This window comes from Nocardia veterana NBRC 100344, from assembly GCF_000308855.1.
GTDB classification, from domain to species: Bacteria; Actinomycetota; Actinomycetes; order Mycobacteriales; family Mycobacteriaceae; genus Nocardia; species Nocardia veterana.
On sequence record NZ_BAGM01000069.1, the window covers coordinates 1 to 13,817 of the forward strand.

The following is a 13,817-nucleotide window of genomic DNA, read 5'->3' on the forward strand; positions in this document are numbered from 1 at the left end:
CCCACGAGTCGGCATTGCGGCAGCTCGAGCAGTGGCAACGCGCCCACGATGCGCCCGGCACCTCGACCGGCTCGCCGCCGGCCGGTGCCGCAGCCGCGCGGCGGGCGAACGGCCGGTCCCGGTGGTGCCGGGCCCGGGCCGGGCTCACCCCACTGCACGATCCGGCGCCGCCGCTCGCGGAGGTCGTCGACGGGTTCGAGCGTGCCTGGTGGTTGCTGCCGCGCCGCGACATCGCGGGCGAGGTATCCGCCCTGGTCGACCTGGCCATCGTCCATCTGCACCAGGGCCGGCTCGAGGCCGCGCGGGATCGCCTGGAACTGGCCGAGGTGCTGACCAGGGGCGGTCGCAATCCGACCGGACGAGCCCACACCTTCGAGGTCCTGGGCGTGCTCTGGTGGATGCGCGGCGAGCCCCGGCGGGCGTTGCGGTGGTGGCTGCTGGCGCTGACCCGCTATCGCGGAGTCGGCCACGAGCTCGGTATCTGCCGCTGCCTGCAGCATCTGGGTAGCGCGGCCACCGTGGCACCCGAGTACGGGTCGTTGCTGCTCGAGGGGCCGTTGGACACCGGTGAGGTGCTGCGGCAGGCGGCGGGCTGGTTGGCCTACGCCGAAAAGCGGCGTCCTGATGCCGCGAACGGTGGTTCCCGCCTCGCGGAGCGCTATCACCGGCGTGTCGCGCAGGCGCTGCGACACGCCGGGCTGACCTCGCCGGAGACCGTGGATCGATGGCCGGTGCGCCTCGTCGAGCAGTAGCCGAACCGGGCCCCGACCTGCGAAGTTGGCCGATTTCCGGCCTCGAACCACGCGAATCGGGCAGCGTCATGCGACCTGGGTCACTATTTCTCAGTGATCTCGACCACATAACGTTTATATAACTACAGATATGTAACGCGCGTTAATCGCATTGTGCGCTGCGTAAACGCGAATAGTCTCACCGATGGGTGGAGACAGTTTGGTTGTTACCGCAACGTGATCTATCGAGATTCGTTCGTTATCGTCGTCGACGGCTCGTGATTACGGGCTGACGCTCGAATCGCTGAACACCGGCAACCCTGTCCCGCGATTCGAGTTCGACCCCGACATACCTGGGGACAGGGGCCCGCGATCGTCACCGCCGGGCTGGTTGGGCGCAGGCAGGAAACCCCACATGTCTCGTAACCGTAAGTTCAGCACTCGCGCACTCGGCTTCGCCGCCGTCGCCGGCGCCATCGTCGCCGTCCCCTTCGGCCTGACCGCCACCGCGTCTGCCGACGGTGGTCACGATTGGGATGCCGTGGCCCAGTGTGAGGCCAGCGGCAACTGGGGCGCCGACACCGGCAACGGATTCTACGGCGGCCTGCAGTTCACGCAGAGCACCTGGGAGGCCAACGGCGGTAGCGGCAGCCCCGCCAACGCCAGCCGTGAGGAGCAGATCCAGGTCGCGGAGAACGTGCTCGCCAGCCAGGGCCCCGGCGCCTGGCCGGTCTGCGGCGCCTACCTGTAAGGGTTCGCCCGCGCGGTTTCGGCCGCATCGATGAACGTGCCGTCAGGCCCCTCCCCGGAGCTCCGGGAGGGGCCCGACGTCGTTTTGGGCGGGGTCAGGCGCTGATCGGCGGGTCGGCCGCGAACCGGCTCTCGACCGGCGGCAGCCCGTAGTGCCCGCGCAGCGTGTCGGCGGTGTACTCGCTGCGCAACAGTCCGCGCTCCTGCCGGATCGGCGCGTATGCGCCCCAGGCGAATTCGTCCATTTCGCATTGCAATTGATGAAACGTTTTTCGTGATGGCGGCAGGGACGGTCGCGGTCCCTTCGAACGGACGCGTCAGCGGTCGGTGGGCGGGCGCCAGCGCGTGAGCCGCCGCTCGATGGTCACGAGGACCGCGTTGTGGATCAGGCCGACCAGGGCGATGGCGACGATCCCGACATACATGTCGGGAATCTGGAAATTCTGCTGGGCCGCGGTGATGAGATAGCCGAGACCGGCCCGCGCGCCGGACATTTCGGTGGCGATCAGGACCAGTATCGAGGCCGAGGCCGCCATTCGGATGCCGGTGAAGATCGTGGGTACCGCCGCGGGCAGGATCACCTTCTGAAACAGCCGCAGCGGTGAGAAGCCCAAGGACACAGCCGATTTCACGAGTAACGGATCCACCGCGCGCACGCCGCTGATGGTGTTGAGCAGAATCGGGAAGAATCCGGCGTAGACCACGATGGCGACCTTGGAGGTCTCACCGATACCGAGAATGAGGATGAACACCGGCAGCAGCGCCAAGGCCGCGGTATTGCGGAACAATTCGAGCAGCGGGTTCAGAAAGTCGGCGATCGGCTTGTACCAGGCGATCGCGACGCCGGCCGGCACGGCGAGCGCGACGGCGATCGCGAATCCGGTCAGCGAACGGCCGAGGCTGGCGGAGGTGTTGTCCCAGAGCTGGCCGTTGCGGACCAGTTCCTCGCCGCGCTGCACCACGGTGGAGAACGGCGGCAGGAAGATCCGATCGACCAGGCCCAGCCGCGGCGCCACCTCCCAGAACAGGAGAAACAACGCGATGACCAGCGCGGGCTTGAGGACCCGCCAAGCGAGCCGGCCGGCGCCGCGGGCCAGCCGGCGCCCGGATGAGTCGTCGCGGGCGGGGGTGAGAGCGGGAGCGCCGGCGGCCGGCGGCGCCTGCTTCGGAACCAGCGTCGCCTCGGCGACGGCGGGCAATGCGGTGGACACGGGATTACCTCCTGTCGGTGGCGGCGAAGTCGGCTTGCTCCAAGCCCTGCGCGCGGGCCACCTCGTCGTGCAGTAGGGACCAGATCCGATGCCGGATCTCACTGAAGTGCTCGCTGGAACGCAGGTCGGCATCCGGATCGGTGTCGCGGTCGAGATCGATGTCCACCACGGCCTTGATCCGTCCCGGCCGCGAGGTGAGCACGGCCACCCGCTGACCGAGGTAGACGGCCTCGTTGATGTCGTGGGTGATGAACAGGATGGTCTTGCCGGTGGTGCGCCAGATGCGCAGCAATTCGTCTTGCAGGGATTCCCGGGTCTGCGCGTCGAGCGCGGCGAACGGCTCGTCCATCAGCAGCAGTTCGGGATCGAAGGCCAGGCTCCGGGCGATGGCCACCCGCTGCTTCATCCCGCCGGACAGCTCGTGCGGATATCGGTCGCCGAATCCGGACAGCCCGACCAGCTCCAGATAGTTCTCGGCGATCGCGCGCCGCTCCCGGCGGCGAATCCGCTTGGCCTCCAAGCCGAATTCGATATTGCCGCGCGCGGTGCGCCACGGCAGCAGCGCGTACTGCTGGAAGACGATGCCGCGATCGAGTCCGGGTCCGGTCACGGGCGTGCCGTCGAGCAGGATTCGGCCGTGGCTGGGCCGGGTGAGTCCGCCGAGGAGGTCGAGCAGCGTCGACTTACCCGAACCGCTCGGGCCGACCAGGACGAGGAACTCCCCGTCGCGCACCTGCAGCGTGATGTCCTCGAGCGCGGTGAACGGGGTGCCGGCGCCCCGGGCGGGAAACTGTTTACGCACCCCGTCCAATGCGAGTTTGATTGCTGTACCGCTCATTTCGCGGCCACCGCCTCTCCCGTCGGCCCGCTGGCGGGCGGGTAGGTGCCGTTGGCGTAGGGGTTGAACTTGTTGGTGTAGAGATCCTTCGCCGCCAGCGTCCCGGCGGGCAGTTCGCCGTTGCGGACCAGCCAGTCGATCCAGATCTGCAATTCGCGCTCCTGGATCACACCGCCCGGGACCGGGAGCCCGGAGCTCTTGTAGTACTGGAGCAGGTTGGTGTTCTCGTTGCGCCCCCGCTGCTGGATGATCGTGGTCATCCGGGCCACCACCTGATCGCGCGGCGTCACCTGGAGCCAGCGGATCGCCCGTGCCGTGCCCTGGACGAAGTCGGCCACGGCATCCTGATGCTGTTGCAGGTAATCGTTGCGGAAAACATAGGTGCCGTAATCGAACTGGCCGAACAGATCCTTGTCGGTGTACAGCGCGTGCAGCCCACCGTGCGCGAGGGCGGTGTCCTGCAATGGTCCGCCCAGCGCCGCGGCGTCGATCTGCCCCTTGCGCAGCGCGTCCTCGGTGTTGGCCGGCGGCAGCACCACCAGCTGCACCTGCTTGATCTCGGCATCGCTGAGACCCTGATCGTGCAACCACTGCCGGGTGATGAATTCGTGGTGTGCCCCGAGGGTGTTCACGCCGATCTTCCTGCCGATCAGATCGCGCGCGGATCGGATGCCGGAGTCGTCGCGGACGAAGTAGCCGGTGTAGCTCAGGGCATCCGCGCCGTAGGAGCTGAGCACGGAGGTGACCGGCGCGCCGCCGCTGACGAGTTTGACGACGGCGCCGTTGAAGGCGCTGCCGAATTCGATCTGCTTGGTCGCCGCAGCCTGGATATTCGCCGGGCCGCTGGTGGTGTCGCCTTCCCATTTCAGCCGCACCTTGGTGAAGTAGCCCAGGTCGGCGGCGAGTTCGTAGGCGGTGACGGCGCCGGTTTGGCCCTGATATCGCAGAATCGTCTTGCCGTCGGCGGTGGTGCCGGCTCCGGAGTCGGAGCAGCCGGCGGCGATCGCGACGGTGAGGGGGAGGGCCAGTGCGGCGGCGAGGGCACGCACGACCCGAGGTCGTCCGAACGACAACATGATCGGTTCTTTCACTGAATGCGTTTCGCGATCCCGAGCGGGGATCGCTGCGGGCGGATCTGCGAAACGTGGTGCCTGACAGGTGCTTCGAGGCGGCGAGGCCGCGGGCGGGCGTGACAGATCCCGTGCGGCACCCGCATGAGATCGACCGTGCGGCGGCGGGTCAGACCGAGGAGGTGGTTCGGTGCCGTACCCGCACCGCCGGCGCCTGTGTCGGTGGCGGCCATACATCCTCCTGCCGAGCCGAAATCGTCAACTCGCACTCTGACCGACCCCGGGACCTGGGGCAATGGTTGTGCGCAGCGCGAGCCGATCCCGGTGGGGCCGAACGGGACCCGTGCGTGCCGACATCGGATCCGCGGGATGGTCACTCGCGACCGGGGACCGCCGACCGTGGCAGGTGGCGCCGGACGGGTCAGCGGGAGGCGGGCTGTTCCGCGGCCTCGGCTTCGGCCGCGGTCTCGGCGAATTGGTCGGCGCCCCATCGCGCATCGACGACCAGTCCGATGACGCCGATGGTGATGCAGATCCCCGACAGCACCAGCAGGCCGGGCTCTGTCCGCCCGGTCAGCGCGTCGCCGAGGACGACGATGCCGACGGTGCCGGGAATGATGCCGAAGAAGGTGGCCAGCAGGTACGGCAGCAGTCGCACCGAGGACAGGCCGGCGCAGTAGTTGATCACCGAGAACGGGACCGGTGCGATGAGCCGCAACGAACCGACCGCCAACCAGCCACGCCGGGCGAGCCGACGGTCGACCGCCCGCACCGCCGGATGGTCGAGCCGCGCCGCGACCTGGTCGCGGTCGAGCGCGCGGACCAGCAGCAGGGCGAGCACCGCGCTCACCGTCGTCGCCGCCACGGCCAGGCCGATCCCGAGCACCGGCCCGAACAGCAGCCCCGCGCTGAGGGTGAAAACGGTCCGGGGGAACGGTGCGACGGTGACGATCGCGTGCACGAGGAAGAAGACGAGCGGAAAGACCGGGCCGATCGAATCGGCCCAGTCCCTAATCTGCTGCGGAGCCGGATGCGGGGCCAGTGCGGCCACCGCGACCAGCGCGGCGCCGAGCACCAGCAGCATCACGACCCGTCGATTGCGCAGCAGTCGCAACGCCACATCCGTCGTCCTCCGCACCGCGACAGGTTACCGGTTGGTAGTGCGACGCCGTGCGAAGCATGTGCGAACACGGGGCTAGCATCGAGTGAAGGTTGCGGAATGGTCGTTAACCGAACTGGCCGCTCACCTGCCGGTATCGCGCGGCCCGCGGATTGTGAAGCGGACACACAGCCGGTTGCGAAGGCGCTGCGAAGACTTGGGTTGCAGCACCGGTATCCGGTACAGGTGAAGTATCGGCCAGTCGAGTGGAAGAGGTGCAGCAGCGATGCCGATCGGTTCAGATCCGGACGCGGACACCGTGCCCGGATACGCCGCATGGCGTAAGGGCGTGGCCGGAGTTCTGGCCAAATCTCGCAAGGTGGACGCCGCGGAGCTCGGCGACGAGCCGGAGCGCTTGCTCGCGGTCACCAATTACGACGGTGTCACCGTCGCGCCGCTGTATACGCGCCGGGACGAACTGCCCGAGCAGCCGCTGCCGGGGCGGTTCCCGTTCGTGCGCGGCAACGAGGCGACGCGCGACGTCCACCGCGGCTGGTATGTCAGCGCCCGCTTCACCGGCTCGGATCCCGCCCGCGTCAACGAGGAGATCCTCGCCGCGCTGGAAAACGGCGTCAGTGCGGTATGGCTGGGCGTGGGCGCGGACGGTGTGCCGGTCGCCGGCCTGCCCGATGCATTGCGCGGATTGCTCTTCGAATTGGCGCCGCTGACCCTGTCCGCCGGAGCCGATGCCCCGGCCGCCACGGCGCAGGTCTTGTCGCTGCTCGACGGCTATCAGGTCGCCGATCGCTCCGACATCCGCGTCTTCCTCGGCGCCGCGCCGCTCACCAGCCGCTTCGCCGCCCTGCCCGATGCCGACCTGGACGCTACCGTCGCGCTGGCCCGCACCGCCGCCGCCCGTACCGAGACGGTGCGCGCGATCACGGTGTGCGGCATGGCCTTCCACAACGCCGGTGCCTCCGACGCGCAGGAAATCGGTGCCGCGGTCGCCGCGGGTCTGGATTATCTGCGCGCGCTCACCGATGCCGGCCTCGATATCGCCGATGCGCTGGACCAGGTGAGCTTCCGATTCGCGGCCACCGACGATCAGTTCGAGACCATCGCGAAATTCCGTGCCGCGCGCCGGCTCTGGGCCCGGATCGCCCACGAGGTCGGCGCGCCGGACTTCGGCAACGCTCCCCAGCACGCGGTGACCTCGGAACCGATGCTCAGCCAGCGCGACCCGTGGGTGAACATGCTGCGCACCACGCTGGCCGCGTTCGGCGCTGGCGTCGGCGGCGCCGATCTGGTCACGGTGCTGCCCTTCGACGCGGCGCTGCCCGCCGGGGAACTCGGTGTGTCGCAGGCGTTCTCCGAACGGATGGCGCGCAATACGCAGCTGTTGCTGCTCGAGGAATCGCATCTGGGTCACGTACAGGACCCGGGCGCCGGATCCTGGCATGTGGAGAGCCTGACCGCGGAGGTGGCGGCCGCCGCCTGGTCGTTCATGCAGGAGATCGAGCGCGCCGGTGGATACCGCAGCGCTCTCGAATCGGGTCTGGTGGCCGAGCGCATCGCCGAGACCGCGGCGCGGCGCGACGCCGATATCGCCCATCGCCGCACCGCCGTCACCGGCGTGAACGAATTCCCGAACCTCGCCGAGGAGCCCCTGTCGGAGGCCGCCCGGGCTGCGGACCTGCCCTCCCGCTACGGCGGCGGAGTCCCGGCTCGCCGGGGCGCGGCCTTCGAGCAGTTGCGTAACCGGTCCGACGCGTATCTGGCCGCCCACGGTCGTCGTCCGCGTGCCCTGCTGGTGCCGCTGGGCCCGGTGGCCGAACACAACGTCCGGGTCACCTTCGCCGCGAACGTGCTCGCCTCCGGCGGTATCGAAACCGTCAATCCGGGTGCCTTGGAGATCGCCGGAATCGGGGCGGCCGCAACCGAATCCGGCGCGACGATGGCGGTGCTGTGCGGCAGCGACGCCCGCTACGGCACCGAAGCGGCGGCCGCGGTGCAGCAGTTGCGCAGCGCGGGTGTGGCCACGGTCTTGCTGGCCGGACCGGAGAAGGCGGTGGCCGAGGTGAGCGGCACACAGCGGCCGGACGGATTCCTCACGGCCCGCATGGACGCGGTGGCGACCCTGTCCGGCCTGCTGGAGAAGCTGGGAGCGTAATGACTACTCGAGATGTGAACCACGTGATCGGCAGCTTCGCCGAGGTGCCGCTGGGCGAACCGGCGGCCGCGCAGGCCGGTGGCGGTGACGTCGAGGCGTTCGTCGCCGAATCGGCCGCCGCCAACGGCTACGCGCCCGAACAACTGGTCTGGGCGACCCCCGAAGGTATCGACGTCGCGCCGGTGTACACCAAGGCCGACCGCGATGCCGTGGTGGCCGAAGGCTACCCGCTCGACAGCGTGCCCGGTGTGGCGCCGTTCGTGCGCGGCCCGTATCCGACCATGTACGTGAATCAGCCGTGGACCATCCGCCAGTACGCGGGTTTCTCCACCGCCGCCGATTCCAACGCCTTCTACCGCCGCAACCTGGCCGCCGGCCAGAAGGGTCTGTCGGTCGCCTTCGACCTGGCCACCCATCGCGGCTACGACTCCGACCACCCGCGCGTCACCGGTGACGTCGGGATGGCCGGCGTCGCCATCGACTCCATTCTGGATATGCGGGAACTGTTCGATCAGATTCCGCTGGATCAGGTGTCGGTGTCGATGACCATGAACGGCGCGGTGCTGCCGATCCTGGCGCTGTACGTCGTCGCCGCCGAGGAACAGGGCGTCAAGCCCGAACAGCTGGCCGGAACCATTCAGAACGACATTCTGAAGGAGTTCATGGTCCGCAACACCTACATCTATCCGCCCAAGCCCTCGATGCGGATCATCTCCGACATCTTCGCCTACACCTCCGCGAAGATGCCGAAGTTCAACTCCATCTCCATCTCCGGCTACCACATCCAGGAAGCCGGAGCCACCGCCGACCTGGAGCTGGCCTACACCCTGGCCGACGGCGTCGAATACATTCGCGCCGGCCTGGACGCGGGCATGGAGATCGATCAGTTCGCGCCGCGGCTGTCGTTCTTCTGGGCCATCGGCATGAACTTCTTCATGGAGGTCGCCAAGCTGCGCGCCGGCCGGCTGCTGTGGAGCGAGCTGGTGTCGAAGTTCGAGCCCAAGAGCCAGAAGTCGCTGTCGCTGCGCACCCACTCGCAGACCTCGGGCTGGTCGCTGACCGCGCAGGACGTGTTCAACAACGTCGCGCGCACCTGTGTCGAGGCGATGGCCGCGACCCAGGGTCACACCCAGTCGCTGCACACCAACGCCCTCGACGAGGCGCTGGCGCTGCCCACCGACTTCTCCGCGCGCATCGCCCGCAACACCCAGCTGCTGCTGCAGCAGGAATCGGGCACCACACGCCCGATCGACCCATGGGGCGGCTCCTACTACGTGGAGTGGCTGACCCACCAGCTCGCCGAGCGGGCACGGGCCCACATCGCCGAGGTCGAGGCGCACGGCGGTATGGCGCAGGCGATTTCGGAGGGCATCCCGAAGCTGCGCATCGAGGAGGCGGCGGCCCGCACCCAGGCGCGCATCGATACCGGCGCGCAGCCGGTGATCGGTGTCAACAAGTACCAGGTGACCGAGGACCAGGAGATCGAGGTCCTCAAGGTCGAGAACTCGCGGGTGCGCGCCGAGCAGAACGAGAAGCTGCGCCGCCTGCGCGCCGAGCGCGACAACGCCGAGGTGGAGCGGACGCTGGCCGAATTGACCAGGGCCGCAGCATCTTCCGAAGGCGGCATGGCCAACAACCTGCTCGCTCTGGCTATCGACGCCGCGCGCGCCAAGGCCACCGTCGGCGAGATCTCCGACGCGCTGGAGAAGGTGTACGGTCGCCATCAGGCCGAGATCCGCACACTGTCGGGCGTCTACCGAGAGGAGGCCGGCAAGGTGACCAATATCAGCAGGGCCATCGAGCTGGTCGAGGAATTCGCCGAGGCCGAGGGCCGGCGCCCCCGCATCCTCGTCGCCAAGATGGGCCAGGACGGCCACGACCGGGGCCAGAAGGTGATCGCGACCGCCTTCGCCGACCTGGGCATGGACGTCGATGTGGGCCCGCTGTTCCAGACCCCGGAAGAGGTGGCCCAGCAGGCGGCCGACAACGACGTGCACATCGTCGGTGTCTCCTCGCTGGCGGCCGGCCACCTCACGCTGGTGCCCGCCCTGCGGCAGGCACTGGCCGATGTCGGGCGCCCCGACATCATGGTCATCGTCGGCGGGGTGATCCCGCCCGGTGACTTCGACGAGCTGTATGCCGCCGGCGCCGCGGCGATCTTCCCGCCGGGCACCGTGATCGCCGACGCCGCGATCGGCCTGCTGCAGAAGCTGGCGGCCGAACTCGGCCACGAGATCGGCGGACAAGCCGAGGCGGAATGAGCGACGCCGACCGGACCTCGGCGGGCGATGCGCCCGCCGGGGCTGAGCTGCCCACCAAGGCTGAGTTGCCCACCAAGGCGGAGCTGCCCGGAAGCCAAGCCCTGTCCACGGCTCGCGGCCTGCCCCCGGCGTTGCGCGTGGAGGGACCGCGGTCGCAGGGCGGCGGGCGACGCCGGACCATCGATGTGGCGGAGCTGGCAGCGGCGATTCGCGACAACCAGCGCGCCGCGCTCGCCCGTGCGATCACGCTGGTCGAATCGACCCGAGCCGATCACCGTGAGGCCGCGCAGCGGCTGCTGCTCGAGCTGACGCCCGAAGCCGGCGCCGCCGAATCCAACCGGGTCGGTATCACCGGCGTTCCGGGCGTGGGCAAGTCGACGTTCATCGACGCGCTCGGGATGTATCTGATCGGTCAGGGGCATCGGGTCGCGGTGCTGGCGGTCGATCCGTCCTCGACTCGGACCGGTGGCTCGATTCTCGGCGACAAGACCCGCATGGCCCGGCTGTCGGTCGAGCGCGACGCGTTCATCCGTCCGTCGCCGACCGCGGGCACGCTGGGCGGTGTCGCCAAGGCGACCCGGGAAACCATCGTGCTGCTCGAGGCCGCGGGTTACGACGTGATCCTGGTGGAGACGGTCGGCGTCGGCCAGTCCGAGGTGACCGTTGCCAATATGGTCGATGTGTTCTGCTTTCTCACCCTGGCCCGGACCGGAGATCAGTTGCAGGGCATCAAGAAGGGTGTGCTGGAGCTGGCCGATCTGGTGGCGGTGAACAAGGCCGACGGCCGCCACGAGGTGGAGGCCCGTGCTGCCGCGCGCGAACTACAGGGTGCGATGCGCTTGATCCATCCGCGCGAATCGCTGTGGCGGCCACCGGTTCTCACGATGAGCGGCCTCAACGGCACCGGGCTGGACACGTTCTGGGACACCGTGCTCGAACATCGTCGCGTCCTCACCGAGGCGGGGGAGTTCGCGGAGAAGCGGCGGCGCCAGCAGGTCGACTGGACCTGGACGATGGTGCACGATCAGCTGCTGCGTCGCCTGGCCGAGAGTCCGGGAGTGAAGGCCATTCGAGCCCAGGTGGAAAAGCAGATCCGCGACGGATCGCTCACCCCGGCCCTGGCGGCCGAGGAACTGTTGCGCGCATTCGACGAGAAGTAGCCCGGGCGATCCGAACCTGCCCGGGGACTCTCAGTTCAGCCGGAACAACCGCGCGGCATTGTCGTGGCAGACCGCCCGCACCCACTCCACACCGAGATCGAGCCGCTCGACCGCTTCCAGGGCGTGCGCATAGGAATAGGGGATATTGGGGAAGTCGCTGCCGAACAGAATGCGATCGCCGAGATCGGCCAGTCGCGAATATTCGCTGCGCGGAAAAGGATTGCGTTCCTCGATGAAATCGGTGAACGACATCGTGGTGTCGAGGTACACGTTGTCGTAGCGCTGCGCCAGATCCAGGAACTCCGAATATTCGGGGACCCCCATATGGGCGATGATCAACGTCAACCGTGGAAACCGTTGCAGCAGCGCCGAGATCGGCTCCGGGCCGGTGAACTCGCCCGGCGCCGGGCCGGAGCCACAATGAATCAGGACCGGAATCCCGGCCTCCGACAGCAGGCCCCAGACGTCGGTCAGAAGCGGATCGCCGGGATGGTAGTCACCCACTTGGATATGGGATTTGAAAATGCGGGCCCCGGATTCGACCGCGGCGCCGACGTAACTTGCGGCGTGGTGCTCCGGATAGAAGGTGGCCGTGTGCAGACAGTCCGGAGTGTGGGCCGCGAAATCGGCCGCCCATTCGTTGAGCCAGGCCGCCATATCGGGTTTGTGCGGGTAGACCAGCGAGGTGAACGCCCGCACGCCGAAACCGCGCAGTGTCGCCAGCCGTTCGTGTTCGTCGTCGCGATAGGCGATCGGCCACGGCCGCCCGATCAGCGGGCCCGCGGAATCGAAATACGCCCATACCTTCCGCAGCACCCGATCCGGCATGAAATGCGTATGCACATCGATGATTCCGGGCAGATCCAGCCGGCTGCGGAACCGCGCGACCGCGGCCCGGTCGCCCTCGTCGGTGATCACCGAACCTCCTGTGGCACGGGCGGATACAGCGCCGCCGCGAAATCCCCGATCCGCGCGACCATCCGGTCGAAGAACGCCTCCGGATCGGTCCCGACCACGATGTCGGCATTGGGCGCACGGCCCCACATCCCGGCCCAGTCGGCGACCGTGGCGCCGCGGGTGATGGTTCCGGTCAGTTCGACGTCGACGGTTGCCGGCCGCAGTACCGCCAGGCCCGGATCCAGCGCGACCGCGGCCGCGAACGGATCGTGCATATGCGCCAGATAGCCCTGTCCGTAGAACTGGTGGAATTCGAAGTAGAACCGCACCGCGTCGATCAGGAATCGGACGATGGGGTTGGCGGCGTCGGAACGGGTTCCGGGCGGGTCGGAGGGGTGGGGAACAGCGACCGGTCCGCTGTGCGCCCGGTCGGCGATGCGACTCAGATGGTGGGGGAACATCTCGATCGATTCGGTCACATCGAGGGCACAGACGATCGGCCGCCGCTCGGGCGGGGCCGCGGAGAACGCGTCGAAAACCAGTTTCGCCGCTTCCGGATCGACGTGCACGTTCCATTCGTTGGTCGGCGTCGTGTTGCCCGGATGCCGGAAGGCGCCGCCCATGATCACCAACCGCCGAAGCAGTTGCGGCAGGTGCGGTTCCAGCTCGAGCGCCAGCGCCAGGTTGGTCAGCGGGCCCGTGCACAGCCCGAGAACCTCACCCGGCCGGGCCCGCACCGTGTCCACCCAGAGCTGGGCGGCGGATCGCCCGGACAACGGACGCGCCGAGGGCGGGAGTTCGGCGTATCCGACGCCGTGTGGTCCGTGGGTGTCCTCGGTGGTCTGCAGCGGAATCGCCAGTGGTTGCGCCGCGCCGAGCGCCACCTCGATCGCCGGCGCCCGACACAGGTCCAACAGGGCCAGATTGTTCGCCGCCACCTGCGCGGTGGCGACGTTGCCGCCGGTCGAGGCGATACCCGCGATCTCGAGCTGCGGATGTGCCAGCAGATACAGCAGAGCCAGCGAATCGTCGATTCCGGTATCGACGTCCACCATCATCGTCTGCCGCACGATGCGAGGGTATCGGCCCGGTTTCGATGCCTTCCGCCCGGCCTGTCGCCGAGCGGATGGTCCGGGGAGAAGGTAATTTCGAATTGTCGAATCTGTAGTGGTGGGCCGTCGTGCGGCAGGGCCGCCGAGGTCCGGGGGTGTGGCACCGGTGAAATTCGCCGATCGATTGAACGAAGTCCTCGCGCAGTGGGAGCGCGTGCACGGCATGCGGATGTCCAACCGCGCCTTGGCATTCCGGGTGACGCAGGCCGGCCACCCGGTATCGGCGACCTATCTGTCGCAGCTGCGCTCGGGCAACCGCGACAACCCGTCGCCGGCGCTGGTCGAAACGGTCGCTCGTGTCCTGGGGGTGGAGCTCACCCGGTTCAGCGACGGGGGTGCGCGTGATCCGGTGCCCGGCGACGATGCGGTGTCGGCGGCGGTGGACGACCCCGGGCTGCGGCGGTTGCTGACCACCGCGGCCGGGTTGTCGGGTTCGTCGATCGAATTGCTGTCGGATCTGGCGGGCAAGTTCCGCGTCGCGGAGGGGCTCGCTCCGGGCTCGACAGCCGAACTCTGAC

General features: G+C 68.5%; 14 protein-coding genes. 6 read left to right on the plus strand and 8 right to left on the minus strand.

Annotated features, from left to right (window positions below; translation table 11 throughout):
- Both ON37_RS11865 and ON37_RS11870 read left to right on the plus strand, forming a co-directional pair.
- Window positions 1-752, plus strand: a 752-nt coding sequence (locus ON37_RS11865; protein ID WP_040719134.1) for a hypothetical protein, incomplete at its 5' end; no start/stop codon positions are given.
- A gap of 394 nt (window positions 753-1,146) precedes the next feature.
- Window positions 1,147-1,482 carry a transglycosylase family protein gene (locus ON37_RS11870; protein ID WP_040719135.1) on the plus strand — a complete coding sequence of 112 codons (336 nt, stop codon included), beginning with the start codon at window positions 1,147-1,149 and terminating at the stop codon, window positions 1,480-1,482.
- Between the two features lie 94 nt (window positions 1,483-1,576).
- Here ON37_RS11870 and ON37_RS32910 read toward each other — a convergent pair whose 3' ends face one another.
- The 6 genes from ON37_RS32910 to ON37_RS11895 form a co-directional block, all read right to left on the minus strand.
- On the minus strand, window positions 1,577-1,726 hold the full coding sequence (locus tag ON37_RS32910; RefSeq protein WP_157171435.1) for a hypothetical protein: 150 nt from the start codon (window positions 1,724-1,726) through the stop codon (window positions 1,577-1,579).
- Window positions 1,727-1,798: 72 nt separating this feature from the next.
- Window positions 1,799-2,692, minus strand: coding sequence for an ABC transporter permease (locus tag ON37_RS11875; protein ID WP_040719136.1), 894 nt, complete (start codon window positions 2,690-2,692; stop codon window positions 1,799-1,801).
- 4 nt (window positions 2,693-2,696) lie between these two features.
- The gene (locus tag ON37_RS11880) at window positions 2,697-3,530 is read right to left on the minus strand and encodes an ABC transporter ATP-binding protein (RefSeq protein ID WP_040719137.1); all 834 of its coding nucleotides are present in this window, start codon (window positions 3,528-3,530) and stop codon (window positions 2,697-2,699) included.
- On the minus strand, window positions 3,527-4,606 hold the full coding sequence (locus tag ON37_RS11885; protein WP_040719138.1) for an ABC transporter substrate-binding protein: 1,080 nt from the start codon (window positions 4,604-4,606) through the stop codon (window positions 3,527-3,529). Before ON37_RS11885 ends, ON37_RS11880 begins: the two co-directional genes overlap by 4 nt.
- An 11-nt stretch (window positions 4,607-4,617) precedes the next feature.
- On the minus strand, window positions 4,618-4,833 hold the full coding sequence (locus ON37_RS33460) for a hypothetical protein (protein WP_040719139.1): 216 nt from the start codon (window positions 4,831-4,833) through the stop codon (window positions 4,618-4,620).
- Window positions 4,834-5,021: 188 nt separating this feature from the next.
- Window positions 5,022-5,684 carry a TVP38/TMEM64 family protein gene (locus ON37_RS11895; protein ID WP_040719162.1) on the minus strand — a complete coding sequence of 221 codons (663 nt, stop codon included), beginning with the start codon at window positions 5,682-5,684 and terminating at the stop codon, window positions 5,022-5,024.
- A 301-nt stretch (window positions 5,685-5,985) separates the two neighbouring features.
- Between ON37_RS11895 and ON37_RS11900 the strand changes: the two genes are divergently transcribed.
- From ON37_RS11900 to meaB, 3 genes are read left to right on the plus strand one after another with little or no spacing between them, the layout of a single operon-like run.
- On the plus strand, window positions 5,986-7,869 hold the full coding sequence (locus tag ON37_RS11900; RefSeq protein WP_083892921.1) for a methylmalonyl-CoA mutase family protein: 1,884 nt from the start codon (window positions 5,986-5,988) through the stop codon (window positions 7,867-7,869).
- The gene (scpA, locus tag ON37_RS11905) at window positions 7,869-10,130 is read left to right on the plus strand and encodes a methylmalonyl-CoA mutase (protein ID WP_040719140.1); all 2,262 of its coding nucleotides are present in this window, start codon (window positions 7,869-7,871) and stop codon (window positions 10,128-10,130) included. The genes ON37_RS11900 and scpA overlap by 1 nt, the downstream gene beginning before the upstream one ends.
- Window positions 10,127-11,290, plus strand: a complete 1,164-nt coding sequence (gene meaB / locus ON37_RS11910; protein WP_083892922.1) for a methylmalonyl Co-A mutase-associated GTPase MeaB — start codon at window positions 10,127-10,129, stop codon at window positions 11,288-11,290. The genes scpA and meaB overlap by 4 nt, the downstream gene beginning before the upstream one ends.
- Window positions 11,291-11,320: 30 nt before the next feature.
- On the opposite strand, the gene ON37_RS32385 is transcribed toward meaB, so the two are convergent.
- Both ON37_RS32385 and ON37_RS32390 read right to left on the minus strand, forming a co-directional pair.
- Window positions 11,321-12,205, minus strand: a complete 885-nt coding sequence (locus ON37_RS32385; protein ID WP_040719165.1) for an amidohydrolase family protein — start codon at window positions 12,203-12,205, stop codon at window positions 11,321-11,323.
- The gene (locus tag ON37_RS32390) at window positions 12,205-13,245 is read right to left on the minus strand and encodes a nucleoside hydrolase (protein ID WP_168441207.1); all 1,041 of its coding nucleotides are present in this window, start codon (window positions 13,243-13,245) and stop codon (window positions 12,205-12,207) included. The genes ON37_RS32385 and ON37_RS32390 overlap by 1 nt, the downstream gene beginning before the upstream one ends.
- A gap of 151 nt (window positions 13,246-13,396) precedes the next feature.
- Here ON37_RS32390 and ON37_RS30940 point away from each other — a divergent pair, with 151 nt between their 5' ends.
- A complete protein-coding gene (locus ON37_RS30940; RefSeq protein WP_083892924.1) occupies window positions 13,397-13,816 on the plus strand; it encodes a hypothetical protein in 420 nt (139 codons plus the stop codon).
- Window position 13,817: the final 1 nt, after the last annotated feature.